Raw genomic sequence first — 25,881 nt, 5'->3', positions numbered from 1 at the left:
TCCGGACTGGCGCTGATTATTCAGCACCAACCGTCAGACGTGCAACCTGGTTAGTTCTGATAAAACGGCTCAGGTCCACAGTTTTACCCTGGTATTGAACCTGTACTGCGGCCGGTGCACCAATTTTTAATTTATAAGGCGCTTTGCCCGCTAAATTCAGCTTACCGTCTTTGCGCTGGATGCCGCTAAACAGTTTTTTCCCGGCGGCGTCCGTGACTTCCAGCCAGCAGTCGGCAGTAAAGTTCATAACCAGGCCTTCAGCATCCTGCGCAGGCGCGGTGGTGCTGGCCTGGTCGGTTGGCAGCTGGCCAGCCGTTGGAGCCGGAGCAGTTTGTACAGTTTCGATTGGCGCCTGGCTTGGGGAAACAACCGCAGACTGCTGGGCATTATCACCCGGTGCAGTTTGCTGTGCCGTCGCAGCTGGAGCCGCGCTGTCAGAAGCCAAAGGCTGAGTCGTAGAAGGCGCCGGTGACGCATCAGCCGTTGCTGCTGAATCACTACCGGTGTTCAGCGGCACGGACTGACCGCTGCTGGCAGAGAGATCGGTCGTAGACTGATCGGCCATGGTCGAAATTTCTTCCTGCTGCGCTTTGTGGTTTTGCCACCACCATGCGCCCGTCAGGCCAATCACCACAAACAGAATAAGCCAGGTAAAACTCATCAGCCAGCCGTCGCGCTTTTTACGGCGCTTGCCCAGGGAGAAGCTTTGCATTGGCTCAACTTTGGCAGCCTTGATAGGTGCCTGTTTGGCCATCATTGGCAACAGCTCTTCTTCAGGAATATGAACCAGTCGCGCATAGGAGCGGATATAGCCACGCAGGAATGTGGACGCCAAATCGGCTGGCGCCTTGTCGTCTTCGATGTCCCTGACGGTAGAAACCTTCAGGCACAGGCGTTCAGCCACCGCCTGTTGGCTGAGACCAAGTTGTTCACGGGCGTTGCGTAAACGCTCGCCCGTAGTTTGTGCTGCATTTGATTCGTTAGTGGCTTCAGTATTCATTAGCTACAACTGCTGGTACTGTTCAAATTAAAGAATTTGGCACGAGTCCTGTACCGCAACGTCTCCGCTACGTCAGATTGACTCGCACCGCGAAACAAATCTGATACCTGAAGGCTAACCCTCAGCAAAAATACCCGGTTTCTGCCGCGCAATTCACGCTCAGCGGGCGTTTTTCCGGGCTACCGGACCAGCCGGTTAGTTAACCATAGACACCCTTCGGCGGGCTGTCTGTTAACTTTACGAAATTGAAACAACTAAACTGTTGTTGTGCCGCTACATACTGCCTCAAAGCAGCCGGAAACGCACCGTAATTATTTGCAGAATAGTGTATTAGGACACGTTATTGACTGTTCATGCATTTTTGGCCGTTTTTTATACCGTGCAGAGCAGTCATCCCCCCGCACGGTAACCGACTGTCTGCTATCAGACTGCCTTCACGGCAATAGCTTCACCCTGCATACGCTTACGCATAGTACGCTTAGTACGGTCGATAACCTCACCCGCCAGCTGACCACATGCCGCGTCGATATCGTCGCCGCGAGTCTTACGCACAATGGTAGTAAAACCATAGCTCATCAGCACCTTGGAGAAGCGGTCAATGCGGCTGTTGGAACTACGGCCATAAGGCGCGCCCGGGAACGGGTTCCACGGGATCAGGTTGATTTTGCACGGCGTATCTTTCAGGCATTCTGCCAGCTGATGCGCATGCTCGGTGCCGTCATTAACGTGATCAAGCAGTACATATTCCACCGTAACGCGACCCTGGTTGGCGTTGGATTTCTCCAGGTAACGACGAACCGCCGCAAGGAAGGTTTCGATGTTGTACTTCTTGTTGATAGGCATGATTTCATCGCGGATATCATCGGTCGGCGCGTGCAGAGAGATTGCCAGCGCGACGTCAATCATATCGCCAAGTTTATCCAGTGCCGGCACAACGCCAGAAGTAGAAAGCGTTACGCGACGTTTTGACAGGCCAAAACCGAAGTCATCCAGCATGATTTCCATCGCTGGCACGACGTTGTTCAGGTTCAGCAGCGGTTCGCCCATACCCATCATCACCACGTTGGTGATAGGACGTACGCCGGTTTTCTTCTGCGCACCGATAATCTTCGCCGCACGCCAGACCTGGCCAATAATTTCAGATACACGCAGGTTACGGTTAAAGCCCTGCTGCGCGGTAGAACAGAATTTACATTCCAGCGCACAGCCCACCTGCGAGGAGACGCACAGCGTGGCGCGGTCTTCTTCCGGGATATAGACAGTCTCTACCAGCTGGTCGGCTATCTTGATGGCCCATTTGATGGTGCCGTCGGCAGAGCGTTGCTCTTCAGCAACCTCCGGGGCGCGGATCTCAGCAATTTCTTTCAGCTTATTGCGCAGAACCTTGTTGATATCCGTCATTTCGTCGAAGTCATCACTGCAGTAGTGATACATCCACTTCATGACCTGGTCGGCGCGGAACGGCTTCTCGCCGAGCTCGGCAAAAAACTCGCGCAGCTGCTGACGGTTGAGATCCAGCAGGTTAATTTTTTCGGCTTTATTGGAAACAACAACAGGTGACGTTTCAGGCGTGTTCATATCAGACATAATGTTTTCCGGCCTCGTTGTTACACGTTATGGCCCCTGGAGGGTTAGAAAGAGAAACGCCCCGGTGAGCTGGCTCGTCCGGGGCGTCGCATTGTACAAATTCTAGGGCAGAGATGCCACGACTGAAAGCGGACAACGATTAAAAAATGTCACGTCAGCTTTAATGTCGGAAATATCCAGAATCATTTGAGTTGCAGCTAACACTCCTGCGGCTCAAAGGATGACGGATATTTTAGCGCGTGCGTGGGCACACTTCCCCTTCGCCGAAGAAGTAGGCGATTTCGCGAGCCGCGGATTCAACGGAGTCAGAACCGTGGGTACCGTTCTCGGTGAAACTGTCAGCGTAGTCTGCGCGCAGAGTGCCAGCCAGAGCGTTAGCCGGGTTAGTTGCACCCAGCAGGTCACGGTGACGCTGTACCGCGTTTTCGCTTTCCAGTACGGAAACCACGATTGGGCCGGAGGTCATGAACTCAACCAGACCGTCGAAGAAAGGCTTACCGTCGTGCTCAGCATAGAAACCACGAGCCTGCTCAACGGTCAGGTGCAGCATTTTTGCGCCAACGATTTTAAACCCTGCAGATTCAAAACGAGCATAAATGTTACCAATAACGTTTTTTGCCACCGCGTTTGGTTTGATGATGGAAAAAGTACGTTCAATAGCCATGATTACCTCTGTAGATGTTCTGTGTGTCCGGGAAACCCGGTTATGAAATTGGCGCAGATTATAAAGAGCAAGTTAGTCATTGCCTATGGATGTAGATAACATTTTTTTAAAATAAGATTAGTTTTGGCAACACAACCGGTGCAATGCATAAAATTTCACGTTTTGCCGTCACTTCAGGGTGAAGTTCACGCTGGCGACCTGCCCGGATTCATCCATGACCAATACCTGATATTCCCCCGGCTTATTAAGCGTTAACACCAATCCCGCACCACCGGCCTCTTCGTTCTCACCGTTCACAAACCACCAACGTTGCCCCTGCCCGCCCTGGCTGGAAAGCCGCAGCGGGAGCTGCATTTGCCCCGGTAAGCGTTTCAAAATCGTACCGTTGCGTACTCCCAGCAGCAATAGAGGCGTTGTGCTCTCTTTCTGTAAAGGTGGGCAGGTTGCAGAAGGCGCGGGAAGACGCTCCGCCCGGCGTTCAGCCGATGGCAACCAGGGTTCAAGGGGCAGCGGCCAGAGTGCGACAGTCTGCTGACGCGCATCCGGGCAATCGGGTGCCACTCGCTTACCCTGCTCATCAACCCAAATAATCTGACGCGTTCCTTGCACCCCCTCCTGCCCCGGAGCCAGCAACGTGGGCGGCTGGGCATCATCCAGAAGCCAGGTTGTAAGACGCCGCCGGCAGTTCCCGTCGCCCACGGGCAATGCCCGCCCGCCGGGCCAGCAGATCTCTGCGGCACTGACCGAGGCCGGGCGAGGATCTGTCGGCAAATGAAGCTGCTGCACGCGTGAATTAGCCTGCAGCAGATTGTTTACCTGATTAAGCAGCGGTACCGCGCTGCCAAGCCCAAACTGCCCGGCAACCGGCGTGCTGTCCGGCCTGCCTGTCCAGATGCCAATCAGGTAGCGCGAGTTGATGCCGATGGCCCAGGCGTCACGATAGCCGTAGCTGGTCCCCGTTTTCCATGCCAGAGGGACAACTGGCGGTAAAGAGGGATCCGGCTGAGGCTGGGCTTCACCGGCAAGAATACGGCGAATAATCCACGCCGCCCCCGGCGACATCAACGGGCGCTCCCGTAGCGCATCATTCGCCAATACTCGCAGCTGTGCGGCTTTGCCATGACGGGCAAACGCGCTGTAGGCCGCAACTATCTGGTCCAGCCTTGCACCGCCGCCGCCAAGAATAAGCGACAGATTCGGCTCACTGCCCTGAGGGAAGCGAAGGTTAAGCCCCACGTTGCCCATCTGCCCGGCAAAACGCTTCGGTCCGTAGGCCTCGAGCACCTGAACAGCGGGCAGGTTCAGCGAACGCACCAGCGCATCGCTCATGCTGACCGGCCCGTGAAAACCCGTATCAAAGTTTCCCGGGCGATAGTCGCCGAACCGACGCGGCACATCTTGCAGCAAAGAAGCCGGGTGGATCAGCCCTTCGTCCAGCGCCATGCCGTAAACAAAAGGCTTTAGCACCGAGCCGGGTGAACGGATTGCGGTGACCATATCAACATGCCCAAATCGGCCGTCATCGTTGATATCGGCTGAGCCGACCCAGGCGCGAACCTGCATCGTGGTGTGGTCAACCACCAGCATCGCAAGAGAAGAACGGGGCGGTAAACGTGATTTCCACCCCAGCCCAAGTTCTTCCATTTGCCGCTGCAGAGGAGCGCTCAACGTGGTAGAGATCAGCGTATCTTTGGTGCGCGATGCCAGATGGCGAGACAGCAGCGGAGCCAGCTGTGGCATCTGCCTTGGGGCCAGCCAGACGGGCTCCTGTAGAGACTCTTGTACCTGCCTCTGCGACCACACGCTCTGCTCAGCCATACGTCGGAGTACCTTATCCCGCGCCTGCTGGGCGCGTTCAGGCCAGCGATCGGGACGAAGGCGGCTTGGTGCCTGAGGCAGCACTGCAAGCAGCGCAGCTTCTGAATAACTTAGCTGTTCAGGGGCTTTCCCAAGATAGGCCCAGCTTGCCGCACCGATTCCCTGTAACGTACCGCCAAAGGGGGCGCGGTTGAGGTACAGCGTCAGGATCTCCGTTTTAGAAAGATGCCATTCGAGCTGGAAGGCACGCCAGACCTGGCGCACTTTACCGCCGAGAGTACGGGGGTGCGGATCCAGCAGGCGCGCAACCTGCATCGTCAACGTGCTGCCCCCGGAGATCACTTCGCCATGACGCAGATCCTGCCAGGCCGCTCTCAAAATCGAGAAAGGATTTACGCCGGGATGATCCCAAAACCAGCGATCCTCATAGCCGATAAGCGCCTCAAGGTAACGAGGAGAAACCTGATTCAGCGCCACCGGGTAACGCCAGATCCCTTCCGCATCCGCAAAACGCCAGAGAGGCGTACCGTCTTCAGCGACCACTACGCGAGCCGGGTTGACCTCATAGAGCGGCAAAGGCCAGAGCTTATCCGCCAGCCAGATGAGAGAGGCAACCAGCAGCGGCACTATCAACCAGAGATAGCGCCGCCGCCAGCGTAGCCTTGATCCGTTAAGCATCGACGTTCAGCTTACGGCACAACGGTCAACGTGCCGGTACTGTTACCGGTTGCCCGCCACTGCGGAACGTACATCGATTCAACCTGTGGCACCGGTACGGTATAGCTTCCCGGCGTGACCGCTCGAGCCAGATAGATAAGGGTTGCATGCTGACCCTCATTCAGCGGCAGCGCGGCCACAAAGCGGTCATCTCTGAATTCCATATGCTGGATGTCCTGCTGCTGCATTTGGTTCAGTAACGTCTGCACTTCGCTCGCGCTGTCGCTCAGGCTGGCGCTACTGCTGGCAAGATTCTGGTTTTCCAGCTCCAGCCCGGCAGGCAGTAAATCAACCACTAATGCATCCGGGACGTTTTTATCGGCCCAGACATCCAGCCACACCATCACTAACTCACCGCTTTTCAGCGAAGAAAGCGATCTGGAGTTGCCCTTCGCATCAAGGAAGTGACGTTCAATATGTAGCACGTTGCTATAGACTGCCGGTGCCTGCTGCGTGTAACCCGCGCTGTCGAGGCGTAAATAGAGACCAGCCATCCCGGTGTTGGTCACCTGCAGGCCAGAAAGCTGCTGCGCGGTTAGATTACGGGTGACCGCCTGGCTGGACGCCAGCGGCTCTGCACCCAACGATGTCTGTGCCTGCCAGTCGCCTTTCACGTTTTGCAGGCCGTGGCCGGCAATGAACAACGCGTTTGTTTCCTGAGTGGATAACCAACGCTGGCTCCAGGCCATGTCCGACAGCCCAAGCAGCAGCTGATTCTGACTGTCCGGCAGCAGCGTGTTCTCTTCCAGCAGGCTAAGCATCATCGCTTTATCCCGCAGCTCGCTGCCGTAATCCGCCATCCAGATCTGTTTATCTCTGCGCTGAGTTTTCAGCCCCAAAGCAATCGCCTGCTGGCTGCGTGGCTCATCGCCCATAAGCTTCAGGGCAATCCCCAACTGCACCAGCGGTAGCCCGGCGCGAGCCTGTTCATGACGCTGCCAAAGTTCTCGCAGTGCCCCAAGCGGCGCTTTTTGTTGACGAGCAAGTACCAGCCCGGCATAGGCCTGAACCGCAAAGCGGCTGGCCGGAGCATCGTCGCTGTAGCGCAGGGCTATCATGCCCGGATCCTGCAAATAGCGCAGCAGGCGCTGATTAGCCTTGCCGAGCGCATCGCCGTTAACGCCGTAGCCCTGCTCGCTGGCCCGAACCAGGAAGTCTGTGACATAGGCCGTCAGCCAGTATTCTTCCGGCCCTGATTTATCCCACAGCCCGAAGCCGCCATTGTCGCTTTGCATTTCCTGCAGGCGGGCAATGCCCACATCAATGGCAGCGCGACGCTGAGAATCGGTTATTCCTTTGATACCCAACGCATTCAGTTCAGCTTCGTTGGTGTACAGCGACGGGAACAGGCCGCTGGTCGTCTGCTCCAGGCAGCCGTACGGGTAGGCTTTTAGCTCGCGAATGTAGCGCGCAAGGTTCAGAGGCGGGCGCCCGCTCAGCAGCAGCTGACCTTCCAGCGTCGAAGCAGCAATCCCTGACAGATGCGCAGGTGGAAGCGTCCAGACTTCGCCCGGTTTAACCACCGCGCCACTGTTCACCGTCTGCGCAGGAAACGCAGGACGAACGCCGATTTTCCATTGTTTATCCGGGGTCGCCAGCGTCTCGCCCGGCAGAGCAAGTCCGTTAATCACGGCTTTGATTTCGCCGTCACCAAAACCTTCCAGCGCACGCACGGGGATAAACAGCGTGCCGCGAGCACCGGGAGCCAACTTCACGTCCATCGTCGACGCTCCGTTTAGCGCTAACAGCCCCTGAGCGCTGAGCGCCACGCTAAGCTGCTGAGGCCTGTCCGTCAGGTTGGTGAGATCCAGCGCCAGGCGGCTGGTATCTCCCCCGGCCATAAATCTCGGCGCAGCCAGCTCGCTGACCAGCGGCGCGGCCACAGTCACTTTTTCTTCGCTATTACCGAAGCGATCGTCGGTCCAGGCCTGCGCCATAACCCGCAGTTCACCGTTGAAATCACCAATTGGCAGCGTCACCGTTCCTTCACCGTTTTCATCTAACGCTACGGGCTGAGCCTGTTGCGCGATGATAGTCACGTGGTTTACCGGCTTTTTACCGCCGCGGCTTAGCTCATCACCTTCATCTCCGTCACCGCCGAAGCGCAGCGCAGCCAGCCGCCCTTCTCCCTCAATCACCTGGCCGTAAATGTCGTAGATGTCAGCGCCATAGCGCTTGCGCCCAAAGAAGGCATCCCACGGATCCGGCGTTTTGTAATCGGTGATGTTAAGCACGCCGCTGTCCACGGCGGACAGCAGCACGTTGATCTGCTTCGGCACTTCGCCATTTTTCACGCTGGCCTTCACCTTAACCGTCAGGTTCTGGTTGGGGCGCATTTTGGCTGGATTTTGCAACGTAAGATCGAGGCGGCGACTCTCGTCTCCTAGCGGCAGGTGAAGGATCCCGACAGCGCGCTTAGGCGTGGCGGAACGAGCCTTGTCTCCGGGGCGAATAACCACGGTACTCAGGTAAAGATCGTGACGCTGCCAGCTTTTATCCACCGGGATAGCGAGATCCATGCCGCTTGCCGGAACGTCTATTTCTTTCCACCACAGCGGCCCATCGCTGGACTCCACCAGCGCATACCCTTTACCCGCTGCAGGTGCGGCGATATGTAGATTGATGGTATCGCCCGCTTTATAGGAAGGCTTGTCTATTTTTAGCGTCACCCGGTCCGGGCGTACCGCCCCGGTTCCGTCGCTGTTATCCTGCCAGCTATAGCCTGCCCAAAAACGCAGGCTGCTGACGAGATTACTTTGTGGGTCACGGACTTCCAGGCGGTAGGAGCCCCACTCTACGGGGAAGGCCACCTTGCCCGTTTCCCCTGCGGTAAGGGTTAGCTTCTGCTCCGCTTCCACCAGATCTTTTTGGTCATACTGAGACTGCCAGCCTTCGCTTTCTTCCCAGCTCCAGTAGTAATCCCTACGCTCGCGAATCAGGCGCACGTCCAGGTCACTTACCGCTAGCTTCTCTCCCTGTGCATCTGCATAGACAATGTCAAAGCCTGCGCTGCTGTCTTCATCAACGATCGGCTGCGTGCGGGTAGTGTCGGTCCGGTAGTCATAGACCTCTTTACTGGCAAACTGAGGGCGGATCCCCGGCAATGCCTGAGCGGGCCAGATGGCCTGCTCTACGCGGCGTGTCACCGGGCGACCGCCGGACTCCAGCAGGCTGGCCTGCAAAATCAGGCGCAGCGGAGAATGCACGTCTCCCCACTGGCTTTCCGCGCTGACGGTCGTATGCCCCTTTTCATCGAGCGTTAGCTCAACGGCATCCAGGCTACGGGCAAGGTTTTGCTCATTAATATCGCCAAACTGGAACCCCGGAAGCCCGGCAACGGCCTCACGTAAAGGACGCAGGAAGAGCTGCCCCTGAAGGCTGTTACCCGCGGCTGGAGCCCCATAGAGATAGCGCCCGGCAACGTCAAAGTTGACGGTATCTTCAGGGGATATCGGCGCACTCTGCGCCGTGAGATTCAGCGCCATACGCTCCGGCATAAAGTCTTCAACTTTAAACGTCCAGCTGCGAGGCTGGTTATCCCCGGTGTTGACCCGCATTTGCCAGTTCCCGGTTGCCGCGCTGTCGCTCAGAGGATAAGTAAATTGATAAAGCCCGTTGGCCGACTGCCAGACTTCGGTGCGGGCAACCTGACCGTCCGGTTTCACTACCTCAAGCTTCACCGGCTGCGGCGGCAGCGGTTTACCGTCTCCGTCCCTCAGCAGGGCATTAACGATGACCGACTCTCCCGGGCGATAGAGATCTCTTGGGCCAAACATAAAGAACTGTTTGCTGTAGCCCTGTTCACCGGCGATATCAAACTCGGCCAGGTCCAGCGCCGGGCGGCTGAGATCCAGCAGCGTGGTTTGCTCGCCATTGCGCGCCAGCAGTAACGTGCCTTTATTCAGCTTTTCAAGCGTGGCATGGCCGTCACCGTCGCTTTTACCTTGCCCAACCGTCTGCCCTTTTTCGTTCAGCAGCACAATTTCAACGCCCGACTGCGCGGCACCGTTTTCCAGGCTCTGGGTAAAGACGTCCAGCCTGTCGTGATATTTGTGCACCGAAATACCCACATCGCTCAGCGTGAAGAGCGTTGCGGCATTGCTGTAGGCGTAATGACCCGCCTGATTCATGATCGCCAGATAAACGCCGGGCTGCTGCAGGGGCTTGATATCGCCCAGCGGCAACATCAGCTTCTCGCGGGTGTTGCGGGCAGGATTAAGGTCAAAACGGCCGGTGTAAACCAGATCGGCCAGCTTCAGAAGATTGTCGGACTCCCAGTTAGAGACCGAGTTACGATACTGCCATTGGCTGACAAACGCGCTTAGCGAGCTGTCCTTAATGCGGTAGAAATTGACGTCAACTTTATCGACGTTAAGCGCCATAACAGGCAAACCCGCAATCACTTTGGTGGGCAGTAACGAGCCTTTGCTGGCAAAGCCGACGCTCGGCTGCACGTCACGCGTGGCGATCTGTTTTTCGAAACTGGCATCCAGCGTCGCTTTATTGAGCGCAAGCAGGCCGCTGTCTACGGTCACGATCAGCGTGCGTTTTGGTTCCAGGTGCCTCAGGCGAAGCTCTTTCAGGTCGCTGGAAAGCTCCCATGCACCGTCCACTTTGCCGCTGGTTTTATCCACCAGATGGGCGACTTTATTGAAGTCCTGATTGGGATCGAGCGGAATGGAAAACGTCAGCACTAACGTGCTGGCACCGTCCAGCTGAACTTCGGAGGCATCAAGCAGTTTCAGCGGCTTCCCTGCGGACTGCTGCGCCAGTTTTTCTAGCTGGGCGGCATCCGGTTTAGTTTCAGCTTTGCTGCTTTGTTCCGCCGCAGCAGAGGCGGTGGGCTGAACGGTTTGCTGATTGTTTTTATCGTCACAGCCGGAAAGCGCCAGCAGGCCGCAAACCAGCGCGGCGAGGCTCGTCAAACGTAGTGCATTCATTCTTTCATCCCTGGCCAATAAGGGCCGCTAAACATTACGTAGAGCAAGTATTATGCGGATTAGCCAGAAAAGCGAAAGTCAGAATCCTCTGCCTTGCGCGATGTCTCGCAGGCAACGGTAAATTAGCGACTGCATTCAATAAGTTTTACGAAGTACCTCGCGGTGTCAGGCAAGGCCGCTTGCCGGGTTATAGAAAAACACCGACAATCCATTTTTCTTTGATGAACCGGAGGCTCACTATGTCCACCTCTTTCTTCGTCGCGGGCGACTGGCTCGCAGAACATATTGACGATGACGATATCCAGATTTTAGATGCCCGTATGGCACCGCCAGGACAGGAGCATCGCGATCTGCCGGGCGAGTACCGTGCAGGGCATCTGCCAGGTGCGGTCTATTTTGACATCGAAGCGCTCTCCGACCACACCAGCCCTCTTCCCCATATGATGCCACGTGCAGAAGCCTTTGCCGTTGCCATGCGCGAGCTTGGCATCAGCAGCGATAAGCACCTGGTGGTTTACGATGAAGGTAATCTGTTCTCAGCACCACGTGCCTGGTGGATGCTGCGCACCTTCGGCGTCGAAAGAGTGTCGATTCTGGCCGGTGGGCTGGCGGAATGGCAACGTGAAGCGTTGCCTCTGGAACAAGGGGACGTGGAGCTGCCGGAAGGTGAGTTCGAGGTTAACTTCGATCCGCTGGTGATCAAACGCCTTACCGACGTGCTGCTGGTCAGCCACGAAGGCACCGCTCAGATTGTTGATGCCCGCCCTGCGCCACGTTTCAACGCGCTAGCCGATGAGCCGCGCCCGGGCCTGAAACGCGGCCATATTCCTGGGGCGCTTAACGTGCCGTGGGTGGACCTTGTGGAAAACGGCCAGTTGAAGACCACGGACAAACTGAGCGAAATCTTCGAGCGCCAGGGCGTAAGCTTCGAGCGGCCAATCATTGCCAGCTGTGGTTCCGGCGTTACCGCCGCTGTTGTGGTTCTGGCGCTGACCACACTGGGCGTGAACGGCGTGTCGCTTTACGATGGTTCCTGGAGTGAATGGGGCGCCCGCCCTGACCTGCCGGTTGAACCTGCGCAATAAAAACAAAAAGGGAGGCATAAGCGCCTCCCTTCAAATTGATGACAAACAGCCGTCAGATAATACGGTTTTGCTTAAAGTCGCGCAGGAAGCTACCCCAGCGGCGTTCGTAGAACGGGGTTATATGGGCAATCATAAAGTGGCTGATGCCCTTCTCGCCCTCAACAACCTGGCAGATATCAACCGGCTCATCGCCCGGTAATGTATCGGTGGCCACGCTCCCGGCCTGGCGAATAATCGCCTCTATGTCACCGTCAGCTTCAATACCGATCAGCAGATTTGGCTCTTCGTCAGCCTGTTCCTTGATAGAGCAGATAAACGCCCGTTTGACCGTTTTCAGGTTTTTAAACAGCGTCGTCAGCGAGTCGACCATCTGTGCCGGCGGCTCGGCAACTTCTGAAAGCAGCAGCGAGGTACCGCCCTCCAGCACTTCCTGCTGGCTCAGAGGGTCACTCTCTGCGCTGACCAAATGGTTGATTTCGTTTGGCGTAAATTCTTTGCCGGTCGGCAGTTTGGCGTTAAGGAACAAAGCTTCACCCAGCGTCATTTCAAATAAAGTGCGCACGGGCATCACCACAAACGCTTGCTCATGGCTCACGGCTTCCTGCAGGGCTTCCAGGGATGTGAAGAAAGGGATCACCGAAGTACCGTCTTCTTTTTCCCAGTGCTGCAGTTCAACCGCGCTGTCAGCGTCGATAGCTTCACCTTCCGCTGCGTTGCCCGGCACCCAAACGGTGGATTCCAGCAGGGTGCGGAAAAATGCCGGGCGGTGGGCCGGTTCGGTTGCCGCCTGCTCAAGCAGGGTTTCTAGTTCGTTTTTTGTTTCTGACATTGTGATTCCGGGATAAAGCTTAAGAGGTTTTACCCTCACCCTACCCCTCTCCCTGGGAGGGAGAGGGGACTGCTCAGGACTGTCTTTCCCCCTCTCCCCTATGGGGAGAGGGCCGGGGTGAGGGGCAATATTACTTCGCTAACAACAGATTGGCGATCGCACGTACGCCCAGACCGGTGGCACCGGCAGACCACTGCTCAACCGCGCCTTTACGGTAAGTTGCAGAGCAGTCAACGTGTACCCAGCCCTGGTGGTAGTTTTCCACAAAGTGAGACAGGAAACCTGCCGCAGTGCTTGCACCCGCCGGATAAGAGGCGTTCGCGGTATTGTTCAGCTCGGCGAAGTTAGACGGCAGCTGGCTGCGGTGGAATTCCGCCAGCGGCAGACGCCAGAACGGCTCGTTTTCTTCGGCGGCGCTTGTCAGCAGACGGGCAGCCAGTTTTTCGTCAAAGCTGAATACCGCGTGGTAATCGTTGCCCAAGGCCGTTTTCGCCGCCCCGGTCAGGGTCGCGCAGTCGATGATCAGTTCTGGTTTCTGAGCTGCAGCATCAATCAGGCCATCGGCGAGCACCAGGCGGCCTTCGGCATCGGTGTTCATCACTTCAACGGTTTTGCCGTTACGGTAGGTGATGATGTCACCGAGCTTCATGGCGTTGCCGCTGATCATATTATCCGCACAGCACAGGAACAGCTTCACGCGCTTGTTCAGGCCGCGGGTGATAGCAAGAGCCAGTGCGCCGGTAATGGTTGCTGCACCGCCCATGTCGGATTTCATAGAATCCATAAACGCAGTCTGTTTGATGCTGTAGCCGCCGGAGTCAAAGGTAATGCCCTTCCCGACCAGGCTTGCGTAAACCGGTGCGTCCGGGTTACCAGTTGGGTTGAAGTCCAGCGCCAGCAGCACGGGCGCGCGGTCAGAACCACGGCCAACGGTGTGGATCCCGGCGTAGTTCTGCTCACGCAGATCTTCGCCCTTGGTGATACGGTAAGAAACGTGGTCACAGGCAACGTCGCACAATAGATCAACGGCGCGGGAAGCCAACTGCTCCGGGCCCAGCTCTTCTGCCGGGGTGTTGATGGTGTGGCGAACCCAGTCAATCACTTTCAGGCGGCTATCCAGCTCTTTCTGCTCGGTTTCGCTCAGCACGGCCCAGTCAATTTTGCGGGTGCCTTTTGGTGCGCGATAGCCCTGCCAGAAGGCCCAGCTCTTCTCTACGTCCCAGCCTTCGCCAGCCAGCTGAACGTGCTTCAGCCCCTGGCCATCAATTTTGCGCGCTGCGCGCTGGATAAGACCGAGATCGTCTTTGCCGGTCAGGTGTAGGGTAATGCCGTCATTGTTAATGCTATACGTCGCCTTTTCGCCCCAGCGTGCGTCCGCTGGCTGCGTGGAAAGGGTGATTTTCATCGCTTCAGTCATTTTCCAATCCTTCATTGTTCAGCACAGGCAAAATGCAAAAACGGGCCGCCCAAGGCAGCCCGTGTATCATTCAGCTTCATCTAACCAGACAAGCAAAATCGCTTCCAGTACTTTCTCGTTAGAAGCGCTCGGATCGTCATCAAACTCTTCCAGCTCGCAGATCCACTGGTGCATATCGGTGAAACGCACCGTCTTAGGATCGAGATCCGGACGGCTGTCGTACAGCGCTTCGCCGATTTCGCGGCTGTCGGTCCACTTCAGTCCCATGGCGACTCCCGTTAGTGTTCGCGTGCGTGGTTAATGGTGTAACGCGGCATCTCAACCACCAGGTCTTCGTCGCTGACGCGAGCCTGACAGCTCAGGCGGCTTTCCGGCTCCAGACCCCATGCTTTATCCAGCATGTCGTCTTCGTCTTCGGTGCTTTCCGCGAGGGAATCAAAACCTTCACGCACAACGCAGTGACAGGTGGTGCAGGCACAGGACTTCTCACAGGCGTGTTCAATCTCAATACCGTTGCGCAGCGCAACGTCGAGAATGGTTTCACCTTGCTTCGCTTCCAGAACTGCGCCATCCGGACACAGGTCCTGATGAGGCAGAAAAACAATCTTTGGCATATTAAACCTCGTCCACGGAATGGCCGGTCAACGCTTTACGGATCGACTGATCCATACGACGTGCGGCGAATTCCTGGGTTTGCTTGTCTACGTTTTTGATTTCATTTTGAATAGCGTCGGCATCGTCACTCGCGGCGGCAGCGCTTAACGCGGCCATCGCGGCATCAATGTCGGCACGCTCTGCGGCGCTTAGCAGCGCGGCATCCGCCGTCAACGCGCTGGTCAAACTCTCCAGCACGCGGGCAGCTTCGACTTTTTGCTCGGCCAGCATGCGCGCCTGCACGTCATGCTCGGCGTAACTCATGGAGTCCTGAATCATGCTGGCAATTTCGCCATCGCTCAGGCCATAAGAAGGTTTCACCTGGATTGAGGATTCAACGCCGGTAGATTTTTCCATTGCCGTCACGCTCAGCAGGCCATCGGCGTCTACCTGGAAGGTGACGCGAATATGGGCCCCGCCAGCGGACATTGCAGGAATGCCGCGCAGCGTAAAGCGAGCCAGTGAACGGCAATCCTGAACAAGTTCGCGCTCGCCCTGCAGCACGTGGATAGCCATCGCGGTCTGCCCGTCTTTGAAGGTGGTGAACTCCTGCGCGCGCGCCACCGGGATGGTGGTGTTACGCGGAATAACCTTCTCAACCAGGCCACCCATCGTTTCCAGGCCAAGCGACAGCGGGATCACGTCCAGCAGCAGCATTTCGCTGTCCGGCTTGTTGCCCACCAGAATGTCGGCCTGAATTGCCGCACCGATGGCAACGACTTTATCCGGGTCGATAGACGTTAACGGGGTGCGGCCAAAGAATTCGCCTACGCGCTCACGCACCAGAGGTACACGAGTCGAGCCGCCGACCATCACCACTTCCAGCACGTCTTCTGCTTCTACGCCCGCGTCTTTTAACGCGCGACGGCAGGACAGCAAGGTACGTTTTACCAGCGAAGAGATAAGGTTGTTAAACTGTTCGCGAGTGACTTCGCCCTGCCAGCCAGCCACTTCCACGCTAGCAGTTGCCGCATCGCTGAGCGCGATTTTTGCTGCAATAGCGGTGTCCAGAAGTTGGCGCTGTACGCGGTCGTCGCTGCGATCGGCAATACCGGCCTGTTCGCGCAGCCAGTCGGCCAGAAGGTGGTCGAAGTCATCGCCGCCGAGGGCGGAATCACCGCCGGTAGCCAGCACTTCAAACACACCGCGGCTAAGGCGCAGGATAGAGATATCAAAAGTACCACCACCCAGATCGTAGACGGCAATCACGCCTTCTTTGCCTGAGTCCAGACCATAAGCGATAGCCGCGGCGGTAGGTTCGTTCAACAGGCGCAGAACGTGCAGGCCAGCGAGGCGTGCGGCGTCTTTGGTGCCCTGACGCTGTGCGTCATCAAAATATGCCGGGACCGTGATAACCACGCCATCCAGTTCCCCTTCCAGCGTTTCAGTGGCGCGGGCAGAGAGTGATTTCAGGATATCGGCAGAGATGCGAATCGGGTTAAGCAGACCGGCGAGCGTTTCAATCATCGGCAGGCCGTTTTCACTGGCCTGCAGGCGATAAGGAAGATGAGGATAACGCGTCTGGATGTCCGCCAGCGAGCGGCCCATCATGCGTTTTACCGAGCTGATAGTGTTAGCAGGATCCTGAGCGGCAAGCGCGCGCGCGTCAAAACCGACCAGATGCCCCTGCTGCTGGTAGTGAACGACGGAAGGCAGCAGGTGGCGGCCTTCGTGGTCAGCAAGCGTTTCCGCCTGGCCGCTACGAACGGTAGCCACCAGCGAGTTGGTGGTGCCAAGGTCGATGCCTGCGGCCAGCCTGCGCTGGTGCGGCGCGGCCATCATGCCTGGCTCACTAATTTGTAATAAGGCCATGTATCGCTTCCAAAAATCGGGCCTGAGTTCAGGCGTTAAAAGTCGAGCAGCTTTTCTTCTAGTTGTTCAATTTGGCTCTGTAATTTGTCGAGGAAACGCAGCTTGCGAACGGTGTCCGCCGCCTGTTCCCACTGCTGGTCATCCAGCTGCTGTACCATCTGCGCGCTGCGGTTTTTCACCATCGTTTTTACGCGAGAGGCAAAGCTTTCAAGCCTATCACTATCTTTTACCCGTTCGATATCATCCAGCTCTTCGCGCAGATCCAGCTGTTCCATCAGGAACGCGGTGTCGCGCACGGTATGCTGTTCATTAGCCAGATCGAAGCCGTTCAGGGACAGGATGTATTCGGCGCGGGCAAGCGGGTGACGCAGCGTTTGCCAGGCCTGGTTGATGGTTGCGGATTGGCTAACGGCCAGAAGCCGTTCCGCCTGAGGGCGGTTGGCGTATTTGTCCGGATGGAACTGGCGCTGCAGTTCCTGGTAACGGCTCGCCAGAAGCTCGGTGTTCAGGGTATAGCCTGGCGTTAGCCCAAACAGGGTAAAATAATCCATAGCAGACTCGGGTTCAGATCAGGTAAGTGCTGTGTGGTAAAGCAAAATCCCCACGGGCCGAAGCCGGTGGGGAGATGCGCAGGATCAGACGTGGAAGCTTTCGCCGCAGCCACACTCGTCCTTCACGTTCGGGTTAGTAAACTTAAACCCTTCGTTAAGGCCTTCTTTCACGAAGTCGAGCTCGGTCCCGTTTAAAAATTGCAGGCTTTTACCATCGACAACCACCTTCACGCCTTTGTCTTCGAACACGGTGTCATCCACCAGCGGTTCGTCTACAAATTCGAGAACATAAGCCATCCCAGAGCAGCCTGAAGTGCGCACGCCCAGACGCAAACCAAACCCTTTACCACGGTTGGTCAGGAAGGCATTTACACGGGCAGCAGCGCTGTCGCTAAGGGTAATCGACATACAACAACCTCAATCAGATATTTAACTCGTCATACTTCGAGCCGCTGCCGGACAGCAAGCTCGAATTAGTGAGAGTTATTTTGTTTCACGTTTGCTTTTGTAATCCGCGATAGCCGCTTTAATTGCGTCTTCTGCAAGGATTGAGCAGTGAATCTTCACCGGCGGCAGTTCGAGTTCGTCTGCGATGTCGGTGTTTTTGATCGCCTGCGCTTCGTCCAGAGACTTGCCCTTCACCCACTCGGTCACCAGCGAGCTGGAAGCAATCGCCGAGCCGCAGCCGTAGGTTTTGAAACGCGCGTCTTCAATGATACCTTCATTGTTGACTTTGATCTGCAACTTCATCACGTCGCCACAGGCCGGTGCACCCACCATGCCGGAACCAACGCTATCGTCGCTGTTGTCGAAAGAACCGACGTTGCGTGGGTTTTCGTAGTGATCAATTACTTTTTCGCTGTAAGCCATTTTTACTTCTCCAGAATCTGAAATCGACGTCCTGACGAACGATCAGTGATGAGCCCATTCGATGGAATTAATATCCACGCCCTGCTTGAACATTTCCCACAGCGGAGAAAGGTCGCGCAGACGGCCGATGGATTTACGTACCAGCTCGATGGTGTAATCGATCTCTTCTTCAGTGGTAAAACGACCCAGAGAGAAACGGATGGAGCTGTGAGCCAGTTCATCGCTCATTCCCAGCGCGCGCAGCACGTAGGATGGCTCGAGGCTAGCGGAAGTACAGGCAGAACCTGAAGAAACCGCGAGGTCTTTCAGCGCCATGATCAGCGACTCACCTTCAACGTAGTTAAAGCTGACGTTCAGGATGTTTGGCGCGCCGTGCTCCAGGTCACCGTTCAGGTAAACTTCTTCCATATCTTTCACGCCGTTCCACAGACGGTTACGCAGCGTGCGCAGACGGGCCATTTCGGTCTCCATCTCTTCTTTTGCGATACGGTAAGCTTCGCCCATGCCGACGATCTGGTGCACAGGCAGCGTGCCGGAACGCATACCGCGCTCGTGACCACCGCCGTGAATCTGTGCTTCGATACGGATACGCGGTTTACGACGCACGTACAGCGCACCGATACCTTTCGGCCCGTAAATTTTGTGGCCAGAGAAGGACATCAGGTCCACTTTAAGCTGGCTCAGGTCGATAGGCAGTTTGCCCACGCTCTGGGTGGCGTCAACGTGGAAGATAATGCCACGGGAACGGCACATTTCGCCGATAGCCGCGATATCCTGCACCACGCCGATTTCGTTATTCACGTGCATGATGGACACCAGAATAGTGTCTTCACGCATGGCGGCTTCCAGCTGCTTCAGGTCAACGATACCGTTGCTCTGCGGCGCCAGATAAGTCACCTCAAACCCTTCACGCTCAAGCTGGCGACAGGTGTCCAGCACGGCTTTGTGTTCGGTTTTTACAGTGATGATGTGCTTGCCTTTCTTCTGATAGAAGTTGGCGGCACCTTTGATAGCCAGGTTGTCTGACTCGGTCGCACCGGAGGTGAAAACGATTTCACGCGGATCGGCACCAACCAGCTCAGCGATTTGGTTACGGGCGATATCAACGGCTTCTTCAGCCTGCCAGCCAAAACGGTGGGAACGGGAGGCCGGGTTACCGAAGGTTCCGTCCATCGTTAAAAACTGCATCATCTTCTCAGCAACACGCGGGTCAACCGGCGTGGTTGCGGAGTAGTCGAGGTAAATCGGTAATTTCATTGCTCTTAAGCTCCGTACATCACTTCAATGCGAAGAATCAGGCTTAAAATATGCTGCCGTTATAGACAGGGAGCACCGCTCCCCCAACCTGATTCTAAAATTCTTGTTCTTCTGCTTATGCGCGCAGTTTGACGTCAATCGCGTCTTGAGAACGGGTGCTGCGATGATTTTCATTGTGCTGACGGTCGGCCACGTCCAGAACTTCCTGGTTATTCACCAGTTCACCGAGGGTGATGTTGTTCAGGAAGCCGGTCAGGCGGTCGCTCAGATCGCGCCACAGCGCGTGGGTCAGGCACTTATCGCCGCCCTGGCAGCCGCCTTTACCCTGACAACGGGTAGCGTCTACGGACTCATCAACGGCGCTGATCACTTCGCCCACGGCGATGCTGCCCGCGTCTTTACCTAACAGATAACCACCGCCAGGACCGCGCACGCTGGCTACCAGGCCATTTTTACGCAAGCGGGAGAACAGCTGCTCCAGATAGGAGAGTGAAATACCCTGACGCTCAGAAATATCAGCCAATGGAACCGGGCCCGATTCAGAGTTCAGCGCAACGTCAAGCATCGCGGTTACGGCATAGCGCCCTTTTGATGTCAGTCTCATGTCTTACTTAACCTCAAATAGCCCCTCGACCCGGGGGTTTTTAAAAGTGTGATTGTCACATAGCAGGACGCAAGTCTGACATTCCTGAGTAAAATGGTCAACTATTTAACCTACCATTTTACTCAAGTATTATTGGCCCGATTTTTTCGGGTTTTCCAACGACGCCAGCATGCCGCGCAGGATGTTTAATTCCTGACTTTCCGGGCGTGCGCGGGTAAACAGACGACGCAGTCGGCTCATCACCTGCCCCGGATGGGTTGGGCGAATAAAACCGCTTTCCTGCAGCGCTTTTTCGAGATGCACGTAGAAACGCTCCAGGTCATCCACTAATGGATAAGGCGCGTCTTCGTCTTCTTTAGGGGCTTCCGGCTGCTCCTGGGTAGCAAGCCAGGCGATACGCACTTCATAGGCGAGGATCTGCACCGCCATAGCCAGGTTAAGCGAGCTGTATTCCGGGTTTGCCTGAATGGCGACGTGGTAATGGCACTTCTGCAGCTCTTCGTTGGTCAGGCCCACGCGCTCGCGGCCAAACACGATAGCGACCGGCGCATGCTGCGCTTCGCTGATGCTTTTCAGGCCGCATTCGCGCGGGTCAAGCATCGGCCACGGCAGCGTACGGGAGCGCGCGCTGGTGCCGACCACCAGGCTGCATCCTGCCAGCGCCTCATCGAGGGTATCGACAATCTGAGCATCGCCAATCACGTCGCTGGCACCGGCCGCCAGGGCGATGGCCTGGGAGTCAGGTTTTACCAGCGGATTAACCAGCCAAAGGTTAGTTAAGCCCATGGTTTTCATAGCACGAGCCACGGAGCCCATGTTGCCGGTATGGGAGGTTTCAACCAGCACGATTCGTACGTTTTGCAGCATTATCATTCACAGCCTGGGAAGAATATCGCAATATCTTATCATATCCCTGGGACATATTCCGAACGCTCTGCTATACTCCGCCGCGATTTCCGTTCTTTAACATCCAGCGAGAGAGACCGATGCAACATCCTATGTTGACCATCGCCGTGCGTGCTGCGCGCAAGGCGGGTAATGTAATTGCCAAACACTACGAAACACCAGACTCCGTAGAAAGCAGTCAGAAAGGCAGCAATGACTTTGTGACTAACGTCGATAAAGCCGCGGAAGCGATTATTATCGAAACAATCCGCAAATCTTACCCGCAGCACACCATCATCACCGAAGAAAGCGGTGAACATGCAGGCGAAGATAAGGACGTGCAATGGGTTATCGATCCGCTGGATGGCACCACCAACTTCATCAAACGTCTGCCACACTTCTCCGTTTCTATCGCTGTTCGTATTAAAGGCCGCACTGAAGTTGCCGTTGTTTACGATCCAATGCGTAACGAACTGTTCACCGCTACCCGCGGCCAGGGCGCTCAGCTTAACGGCTACCGTCTTCGCGGCAGCAACGCTCGCGACCTGGACGGCACCGTACTGGCGACCGGCTTCCCGTTCAAAGTGAAGCAGCACGCTCCTTCTTACATCAACATCGTTGGCAAACTGTTCACCCAGTGTGCAGACTTCCGTCGCACCGGTTCCGCTGCGCTGGACCTGGCCTACGTTGCCGCTGGCCGCGTGGACGGTTTCTTCGAAATTGGCCTGAAGCCATGGGATTTCGCCGCAGGCGAACTGCTGGCTCGTGAAGCGGGCAGCATCGTGTGTGATTTCACCGGCGGCCATAACTACCTGACAAGCGGCAACATCGTGGCAGGTAACCCGCGCGTAGTGAAAGCCATGCTGGCAACCATGCGTGATGAACTGAGCGAGGCGCTGAAGCGCTAAGCTTTTTTGCCTCCCCTTCGTTATCAGATAAGAGGCAAAAACAAAAATCCCCTCAGCCTTTGCGGCGAGGGGATTTTTTTATGCCCTTATTCTCAAGCACGGTCAGAAAGGCCGAATACCTCTCGCCATCGGCTGTGCACTCAGCCACATAATCAGCGCGGCCACGACCAGGATCACGCCCCCCGCCAGCGCCAGCGTTGACCAGCCCACCTGCCGCCAAAGTACCGGCGCCCGATTGCCGCTTAACCGAACCGCCAGCGAGCGGAAGCTGTGCACCAGCAGCGCCAGGCCGGAAATCGTGATTGAGGTGCCCGCCGCCATCGCCAGCGCAGAAAGCACGCCCCAGCTAAAGACCCCGATAACCTTGCTGAACAGCAGCACCATAATCGCGCCTGAACAAGGACGCATGCCCATAGACAGGACGATCATCAGCCTGGCCCGCCAGTCGCTCCCCGCTGCCAGCTGTTTTTCATCCGGGACGTGCTGATGCCCACAGCCGCAGTTAGCGTCATGCACATGATGCGGCGTAAACGAGGTAAATTTAGGTTTGTGGCGCAGCTGAACGCGTAAGCGGCGTAAAGCACGCCAGCTCAGCAAAACGCCCAGCGCGCCGACCAGCAGATAGCTACCTTTCTCAAGCCAAAAACTGCTGAGATGAAGCTGGCGCGACGGCAGGGCCAACACGCCCAGCACCACAACCACCAGCGCAATAGCCACCAGCCCCTGTAATAAAGAGGCGGCAAAAGTCAGCCCCAGACTACTTTTGAGCTTTGAAGGGTGCGTAGCAAGCCAGGTCGTAATAACAATTTTTCCGTGTCCCGGCCCCAGCGCATGCAGCACGCCATACACAAAGCTGAACGAGAGCAGCGACAGGCCCGCCCGGGCAGGGTTTTCGGCCACCTGACGCAGCAGCCCGCTCAATTCCTGATTGATTGAGCGCTGCCAGCCGGCGGAACTAAGCAGGATTTGTGGCCAGTAGAGCCACAGGGCGTAAAGCCCGGCGGCGGCAAGCAGAATAAACAGCGCCAGCGGCCACAGGTGGGCCCAACGGCGGACGGGAGAAGATACGGCAATTACTGACATGTTAGCGTCACCTCCTGAGCAAACTGCTTGCCAAGGTCCATGTCCTCCGGCGGCGCATCGGCTTTATCCAGCGACTGCGCGAACAGCAGCGTCTCTTCGCTCGGTTTCGGCGTATGAACGGAAATTTTACAGCTTGAGGCCAGCGTCTGCGGCAAATGCACGTCCGTATCGTGGTCGTAGCTCATGTCGACAAAATAGGTCGGGTCGAAGGTCGAGAAGCGATAAGTCTGCCCTTTCAGCGGCTGAGGGTGCGCCAGCGGCAGCACAAACGTCAGCAGCGCCTGATGATTGCTGCGGCTCAGGCCATACTGCGGCGGCAAATTGCCAAACTTCACCTTCTCTTTGTTATGCCAGAACTCGGTAAAATAGTGCTGCCCCAGCACGTTGGCCATCACCTCGGCGGCCAGCTTTTTCCACACCGGAGAATCCGGCTTTGCGTCGCCTGCGTCATACAACAGATCTGCTGAAGTAATATCGTCCATCGTCCACTGCATTTTTAACCCCGTCAGCTGCCCCTGCTCAACCACGGGCGTGGTGACAATAGAGATAAAACTGTGGGGATGTGCCTGCACGCTCGCCGCCGAAAGCCCCACCACCAGCATGGCTACTCCCTTCAGGCTGATTCTTTTGTCGCTCATGCTTCCCTCAAGATTTAAATTCTGTGAGCCAGCCGAAATTCCGTGATGAAAAACTAAAAAGGCCAATATATGCACCAAAAACTTTAGCTATTCTTAACTTCTGACACCAAATCCAGGACTGCCAGATGATGACTTTACTGACGCCGCCACCATCTGTGCTCTCCAGTTCACAGCGCCGTTGCCACCTGCTTTTAATGCTCTACCTTCCGGATCAGAGCGTTACGCCGGAGCTCATTGCCAGCATTAATGGCGTGGACCAGACGCAAACCCTGCAAGATATAGCCGACACGGGCCACGAGATCCAGAGTTATCACCGTCTCTCCCTGGCTCAGTTGCAGGACGGCAGCTATCGGATTGAAGGCACAGCGCTCGACCGTCGACTCTGCCTGCTGCACTGGCTGAGAAGATCGCTACGTCTTTGCCCGCAGTTTGTGCAGCAGCACTTCAGCCCGGCGTTAAAATCTCAGCTAAACCAGCTCGGAATAATCAAGGCGCTGTATGATGAAACCAATTTACGTGCGCTGGTCAATCTGTGCGCCCGCCGGTTAAAAAGGCAGTACGACAGCCGGGACAGCCAGTTTCTGACGCTGTTTTTACAATACTGTCTGCACCAGCATCATTCCGGCAACGCCCCCATCCTGACGCAGCAGCAGCGCGAATGGAACCAGCAGCGACCTGAGTTTTTTGTCGCCCAGGAAATCGCTCGCCACTGGAAGCGCCGCGTAATGCAGCCCGCGGATATCGACGAACAGCATTTCCTGGCGCTGCTGTTTCAGCTACTCAGGATCCCTGACCCGATTAATGATGAGCACGAACAAGACGCGCGTTTACACAACGAGATAGCGCGGATGATCGAGCGGTTCCGCAGGCAGGCTGGGCTCTCTTTTAGCGACGAGCAGGGGTTAAGCGACCAGCTTTACATTCACCTGGCCCAGGCGCTTAATCGCTGTCAGTTCAACATTGGTATTGACCACAGCCTGCCCGAAGAGATAACCCGCCTCTATCCGCGCCTGATGCGAACCTCGCGAGAGGTGCTTGCTGAGTTTGAACAACATTACGGTATCCAATTTTCCGATGCGGAAACGGGCCTGGTGGCGGTGATCTTTGGCGCATGGCTGATGCAGGAAAGTGATATTCAGGAAAAGCAGGTACTCCTGCTGACCGGCGATGACCAGGCTCTGGAAGAGAAAATCGAGCAGCAGCTGCGCGAGTTAACCCTGCTGCCGTTGAATATTAAACATCTGGCGGTACAGCAATTTCAAAGCCAGGGCGCGCCGCGAGAAGTGGTGCTGGTCATTACGCCTTATGCCACCTCGCTACCGCTGTTTTCTCCCCCACTCATTCATGCCACGCTGCCGCTGGGAGATCACCAGCAGCAGCGGATAAAAGAGCTACTTGAGGCCTAGCTGCCTGCGGTCACTTTTGGCCGCAGGAATAGCGCAGGCATGGCGACCAACGCCATTACCCAGAACATTCCCCCCTGCAGGTGCTGATAGAGGAAGCCAGAGAAAATCGTCATCACGGCGATACCCCCGCCCATCGCCACGGCGGAATAAACGGCCTGCAGGCGAATCACGTCGCCGCCTTTACGTGCAGAGATATAGCGCATCGCCGCCAGGTGGCAAACGGTGAAGCTGCCGCAGTGCAGGATCTGCGCGACAATCAGCCACGGAAGTTCAGTGGTGGATGCCATCAGGCTCCAGCGAACAATACCGGTAACGGTGGACAGCAGCAGCAGATCCCGGGCGCTCCAGCGGCGGAACAGTTTGTTACTGAGGGCGAAGATAACGATTTCTGCCACTACGCCAAGCGACCATAAATAGCCCACCACCGAAGCAGAATAACCTGAGCTCTGCCAGTAAATGGCGCTAAAGCCGTAGTAGGCCGCGTGTGCCCCTTGCAATAGCGAAACGCAGGCCAGAAAACGCCAGGCGCTTCGGATCAATGCTTTCCAGGCAGGCCAGCCCGCCGACGCCTGATGCCGGGCTTCGCCCTGCGGCATAATGGAAGGCCGCAGCATCATGCCGATCAGCATTGACGCCGCGCCGATAGTCAGCAACACCAGAATAGCCTGATAGCTGAATTCGCTCACCAGCTTGCCGGTAATCGCCGAGCCGATGACAAATGCCAGCGACCCCCACAACCGCACACGGCCGTAATCCATAGTGATTTGCCGCTGCCAGGTACCCGCCAGCGCATCGGTTAGCGGCACCAATGGCGAGAAAAACAGGTTAAAACCTACCATCGTCAACAGTAGCCAAAGTGCGGCATGGCCTAACCAGAAACCGGCAGCAAAAATTAAGGTGGCAAGGGCTAATAAACGAAGGGCAAAAACAAGACGGGAAGGATCGGTCACGCGTGGAGCTAACAACAAACTGCCGAGGAAACGGGCGATTAACCCTGAGCCTAACAGTAATCCGATAGTTTCAGGGGGAAGCCCGACGCCTTTGAGCCAGACGCTCCAGAAGGGCAGAAACACGCCATAGCTAAAGAAATAGGTAAAGTAGCTGAGCGCCAGCCAGCGCGTGGAATGCAAAACCATGATCCCTCCCGTTTTGGAGG

Annotated in this window: 22 protein-coding genes; 3 read left to right on the top strand and 19 right to left on the bottom strand. The window is 56.4% G+C overall.

Features of this window, described 5'->3' with window-relative positions; all coding sequences use genetic code 11:
• Window positions 1-16 precede the first annotated feature (16 nt).
• The 5 genes from rodZ to VGM55_RS09415 all read right to left on the bottom strand — a co-directional run bounded on the left by rodZ (window position 17) and on the right by VGM55_RS09415 (window position 10,726).
• Window positions 17-1,000 carry a cytoskeleton protein RodZ gene (gene rodZ / locus VGM55_RS09435; protein ID WP_154187895.1) on the bottom strand — a complete coding sequence of 328 codons (984 nt, stop codon included), beginning with the start codon at window positions 998-1,000 and terminating at the stop codon, window positions 17-19.
• Between the two features lie 423 nt (window positions 1,001-1,423).
• Window positions 1,424-2,587 carry a bifunctional tRNA (adenosine(37)-C2)-methyltransferase TrmG/ribosomal RNA large subunit methyltransferase RlmN gene (locus tag VGM55_RS09430; protein ID WP_154187896.1) on the bottom strand — a complete coding sequence of 388 codons (1,164 nt, stop codon included), beginning with the start codon at window positions 2,585-2,587 and terminating at the stop codon, window positions 1,424-1,426.
• Between the two features lie 232 nt (window positions 2,588-2,819).
• Window positions 2,820-3,251, bottom strand: coding sequence for a nucleoside-diphosphate kinase (gene ndk / locus VGM55_RS09425; RefSeq protein WP_039296136.1), 432 nt, complete (start codon window positions 3,249-3,251; stop codon window positions 2,820-2,822).
• A 168-nt stretch (window positions 3,252-3,419) separates the two neighbouring features.
• A complete protein-coding gene (gene pbpC / locus VGM55_RS09420) occupies window positions 3,420-5,747 on the bottom strand; it encodes a peptidoglycan glycosyltransferase PbpC (RefSeq protein WP_331635314.1) in 2,328 nt (775 codons plus the stop codon).
• A gap of 11 nt (window positions 5,748-5,758) precedes the next feature.
• Window positions 5,759-10,726 (bottom strand): alpha-2-macroglobulin, encoded by a 4,968-nt coding sequence (locus VGM55_RS09415; RefSeq protein WP_331635313.1) that lies wholly within the window; start codon window positions 10,724-10,726, stop codon window positions 5,759-5,761.
• 239 nt (window positions 10,727-10,965) lie between these two features.
• Between VGM55_RS09415 and sseA the strand changes: the two genes are divergently transcribed.
• Entirely contained in the window at window positions 10,966-11,811 is an 846-nt protein-coding gene (gene sseA, locus VGM55_RS09410) for a 3-mercaptopyruvate sulfurtransferase (protein ID WP_154187899.1), read from the top strand.
• A 52-nt stretch (window positions 11,812-11,863) separates the two neighbouring features.
• On the opposite strand, the gene sseB is transcribed toward sseA, so the two are convergent.
• The 11 genes from sseB to trmJ form a co-directional block, all read right to left on the bottom strand.
• Window positions 11,864-12,640, bottom strand: a complete 777-nt coding sequence (sseB, locus tag VGM55_RS09405) for an enhanced serine sensitivity protein SseB (RefSeq protein WP_331635312.1) — start codon at window positions 12,638-12,640, stop codon at window positions 11,864-11,866.
• A gap of 130 nt (window positions 12,641-12,770) precedes the next feature.
• The gene (gene pepB / locus VGM55_RS09400) at window positions 12,771-14,057 is read right to left on the bottom strand and encodes an aminopeptidase PepB (protein WP_331635311.1); all 1,287 of its coding nucleotides are present in this window, start codon (window positions 14,055-14,057) and stop codon (window positions 12,771-12,773) included.
• Window positions 14,058-14,123: 66 nt separating this feature from the next.
• Window positions 14,124-14,324, bottom strand: a complete 201-nt coding sequence (gene iscX / locus VGM55_RS09395) for a Fe-S cluster assembly protein IscX (protein WP_038479976.1) — start codon at window positions 14,322-14,324, stop codon at window positions 14,124-14,126.
• Between the two features lie 11 nt (window positions 14,325-14,335).
• On the bottom strand, window positions 14,336-14,671 hold the full coding sequence (gene fdx, locus VGM55_RS09390; protein ID WP_008459424.1) for an ISC system 2Fe-2S type ferredoxin: 336 nt from the start codon (window positions 14,669-14,671) through the stop codon (window positions 14,336-14,338).
• A 1-nt stretch (window position 14,672) separates the two neighbouring features.
• Window positions 14,673-16,523, bottom strand: a complete 1,851-nt coding sequence (gene hscA, locus VGM55_RS09385) for a Fe-S protein assembly chaperone HscA (RefSeq protein ID WP_331635310.1) — start codon at window positions 16,521-16,523, stop codon at window positions 14,673-14,675.
• A 35-nt stretch (window positions 16,524-16,558) separates the two neighbouring features.
• Window positions 16,559-17,074: a co-chaperone HscB gene (hscB, locus tag VGM55_RS09380; RefSeq protein ID WP_154187902.1), complete on the bottom strand. Its 516-nt coding sequence runs from the start codon at window positions 17,072-17,074 to the stop codon at window positions 16,559-16,561.
• 84 nt (window positions 17,075-17,158) lie between these two features.
• Window positions 17,159-17,482, bottom strand: a complete 324-nt coding sequence (gene iscA / locus VGM55_RS09375; RefSeq protein ID WP_038479966.1) for an iron-sulfur cluster assembly protein IscA — start codon at window positions 17,480-17,482, stop codon at window positions 17,159-17,161.
• A gap of 75 nt (window positions 17,483-17,557) precedes the next feature.
• A complete protein-coding gene (gene iscU, locus VGM55_RS09370; RefSeq protein ID WP_038479961.1) occupies window positions 17,558-17,944 on the bottom strand; it encodes a Fe-S cluster assembly scaffold IscU in 387 nt (128 codons plus the stop codon).
• Window positions 17,945-17,986: 42 nt separating this feature from the next.
• Window positions 17,987-19,201 (bottom strand): cysteine desulfurase, encoded by a 1,215-nt coding sequence (iscS, locus tag VGM55_RS09365; RefSeq protein WP_038479958.1) that lies wholly within the window; start codon window positions 19,199-19,201, stop codon window positions 17,987-17,989.
• 115 nt (window positions 19,202-19,316) lie between these two features.
• On the bottom strand, window positions 19,317-19,805 hold the full coding sequence (gene iscR / locus VGM55_RS09360) for a Fe-S cluster assembly transcriptional regulator IscR (RefSeq protein ID WP_038479956.1): 489 nt from the start codon (window positions 19,803-19,805) through the stop codon (window positions 19,317-19,319).
• A 129-nt stretch (window positions 19,806-19,934) separates the two neighbouring features.
• On the bottom strand, window positions 19,935-20,672 hold the full coding sequence (trmJ, locus tag VGM55_RS09355) for a tRNA (cytosine(32)/uridine(32)-2'-O)-methyltransferase TrmJ (protein ID WP_038483263.1): 738 nt from the start codon (window positions 20,670-20,672) through the stop codon (window positions 19,935-19,937).
• Between the two features lie 119 nt (window positions 20,673-20,791).
• Here trmJ and suhB point away from each other — a divergent pair, with 119 nt between their 5' ends.
• Entirely contained in the window at window positions 20,792-21,598 is an 807-nt protein-coding gene (gene suhB / locus VGM55_RS09350; protein ID WP_144244060.1) for an inositol-1-monophosphatase, read from the top strand.
• 102 nt (window positions 21,599-21,700) lie between these two features.
• Here the strand turns inward: suhB and VGM55_RS09345 are convergent, their stop codons facing one another.
• Window positions 21,701-22,681, bottom strand: coding sequence for a nickel/cobalt transporter (locus tag VGM55_RS09345; protein ID WP_331635309.1), 981 nt, complete (start codon window positions 22,679-22,681; stop codon window positions 21,701-21,703).
• Window positions 22,672-23,283: a DUF1007 family protein gene (locus VGM55_RS09340; RefSeq protein WP_331635324.1), complete on the bottom strand. Its 612-nt coding sequence runs from the start codon at window positions 23,281-23,283 to the stop codon at window positions 22,672-22,674. The genes VGM55_RS09345 and VGM55_RS09340 overlap by 10 nt, the downstream gene beginning before the upstream one ends.
• 161 nt (window positions 23,284-23,444) lie before the next feature.
• Between VGM55_RS09340 and csiE the strand changes: the two genes are divergently transcribed.
• Window positions 23,445-24,725, top strand: a complete 1,281-nt coding sequence (gene csiE, locus VGM55_RS09335; protein WP_331635308.1) for a stationary phase inducible protein CsiE — start codon at window positions 23,445-23,447, stop codon at window positions 24,723-24,725.
• On the opposite strand, the gene VGM55_RS09330 is transcribed toward csiE, so the two are convergent.
• Window positions 24,722-25,861 carry a 3-phenylpropionate MFS transporter gene (locus tag VGM55_RS09330; protein WP_331635307.1) on the bottom strand — a complete coding sequence of 380 codons (1,140 nt, stop codon included), beginning with the start codon at window positions 25,859-25,861 and terminating at the stop codon, window positions 24,722-24,724. The two genes, csiE and VGM55_RS09330, sit on opposite strands and share 4 nt — an antisense overlap.
• Window positions 25,862-25,881: the final 20 nt, after the last annotated feature.

This window comes from Cedecea sp., from assembly GCF_036500665.1.
GTDB lineage: Bacteria > Pseudomonadota > Gammaproteobacteria > Enterobacterales > Enterobacteriaceae > Cedecea.
This window is presented reverse-complemented; position numbering and strand designations above follow the sequence as displayed.

Bases quoted from the DNA above. Each gene is read 5' to 3' on its own strand.
- VGM55_RS09415 (WP_331635313.1), bottom strand. From the start codon at position 10,726: ATGAATGCACTACGTTTGACGAGCCTCGCCGCGCTGGTTTGCGGCCTG.
- ndk (WP_039296136.1), bottom strand. From the start codon at position 3,251: ATGGCTATTGAACGTACTTTTTCCATCATCAAACCAAACGCGGTGGCA.
- fdx (WP_008459424.1), bottom strand. From the start codon at position 14,671: ATGCCAAAGATTGTTTTTCTGCCTCATCAGGACCTGTGTCCGGATGGC.
- iscU (WP_038479961.1), bottom strand. From the start codon at position 17,944: ATGGCTTACAGCGAAAAAGTAATTGATCACTACGAAAACCCACGCAAC.
- pbpC (WP_331635314.1), bottom strand. From the start codon at position 5,747: ATGCTTAACGGATCAAGGCTACGCTGGCGGCGGCGCTATCTCTGGTTG.
- VGM55_RS09345 (WP_331635309.1), bottom strand. From the start codon at position 22,681: ATGTCAGTAATTGCCGTATCTTCTCCCGTCCGCCGTTGGGCCCACCTG.
- hscB (WP_154187902.1), bottom strand. From the start codon at position 17,074: ATGGATTATTTTACCCTGTTTGGGCTAACGCCAGGCTATACCCTGAAC.
- suhB (WP_144244060.1), top strand. From the start codon at position 20,792: ATGCAACATCCTATGTTGACCATCGCCGTGCGTGCTGCGCGCAAGGCG.
- sseB (WP_331635312.1), bottom strand. From the start codon at position 12,640: ATGTCAGAAACAAAAAACGAACTAGAAACCCTGCTTGAGCAGGCGGCA.
- rodZ (WP_154187895.1), bottom strand. From the start codon at position 1,000: ATGAATACTGAAGCCACTAACGAATCAAATGCAGCACAAACTACGGGC.
- VGM55_RS09330 (WP_331635307.1), bottom strand. From the start codon at position 25,861: ATGGTTTTGCATTCCACGCGCTGGCTGGCGCTCAGCTACTTTACCTAT.
- trmJ (WP_038483263.1), bottom strand. From the start codon at position 20,672: ATGCTGCAAAACGTACGAATCGTGCTGGTTGAAACCTCCCATACCGGC.
- VGM55_RS09340 (WP_331635324.1), bottom strand. From the start codon at position 23,283: ATGCTGGTGGTGGGGCTTTCGGCGGCGAGCGTGCAGGCACATCCCCAC.
- pepB (WP_331635311.1), bottom strand. From the start codon at position 14,057: ATGACTGAAGCGATGAAAATCACCCTTTCCACGCAGCCAGCGGACGCA.
- iscX (WP_038479976.1), bottom strand. From the start codon at position 14,324: ATGGGACTGAAGTGGACCGACAGCCGCGAAATCGGCGAAGCGCTGTAC.
- sseA (WP_154187899.1), top strand. From the start codon at position 10,966: ATGTCCACCTCTTTCTTCGTCGCGGGCGACTGGCTCGCAGAACATATT.
- iscS (WP_038479958.1), bottom strand. From the start codon at position 19,201: ATGAAATTACCGATTTACCTCGACTACTCCGCAACCACGCCGGTTGAC.
- csiE (WP_331635308.1), top strand. From the start codon at position 23,445: ATGATGACTTTACTGACGCCGCCACCATCTGTGCTCTCCAGTTCACAG.
- iscR (WP_038479956.1), bottom strand. From the start codon at position 19,805: ATGAGACTGACATCAAAAGGGCGCTATGCCGTAACCGCGATGCTTGAC.
- hscA (WP_331635310.1), bottom strand. From the start codon at position 16,523: ATGGCCTTATTACAAATTAGTGAGCCAGGCATGATGGCCGCGCCGCAC.
- VGM55_RS09430 (WP_154187896.1), bottom strand. From the start codon at position 2,587: ATGTCTGATATGAACACGCCTGAAACGTCACCTGTTGTTGTTTCCAAT.
- iscA (WP_038479966.1), bottom strand. From the start codon at position 17,482: ATGTCGATTACCCTTAGCGACAGCGCTGCTGCCCGTGTAAATGCCTTC.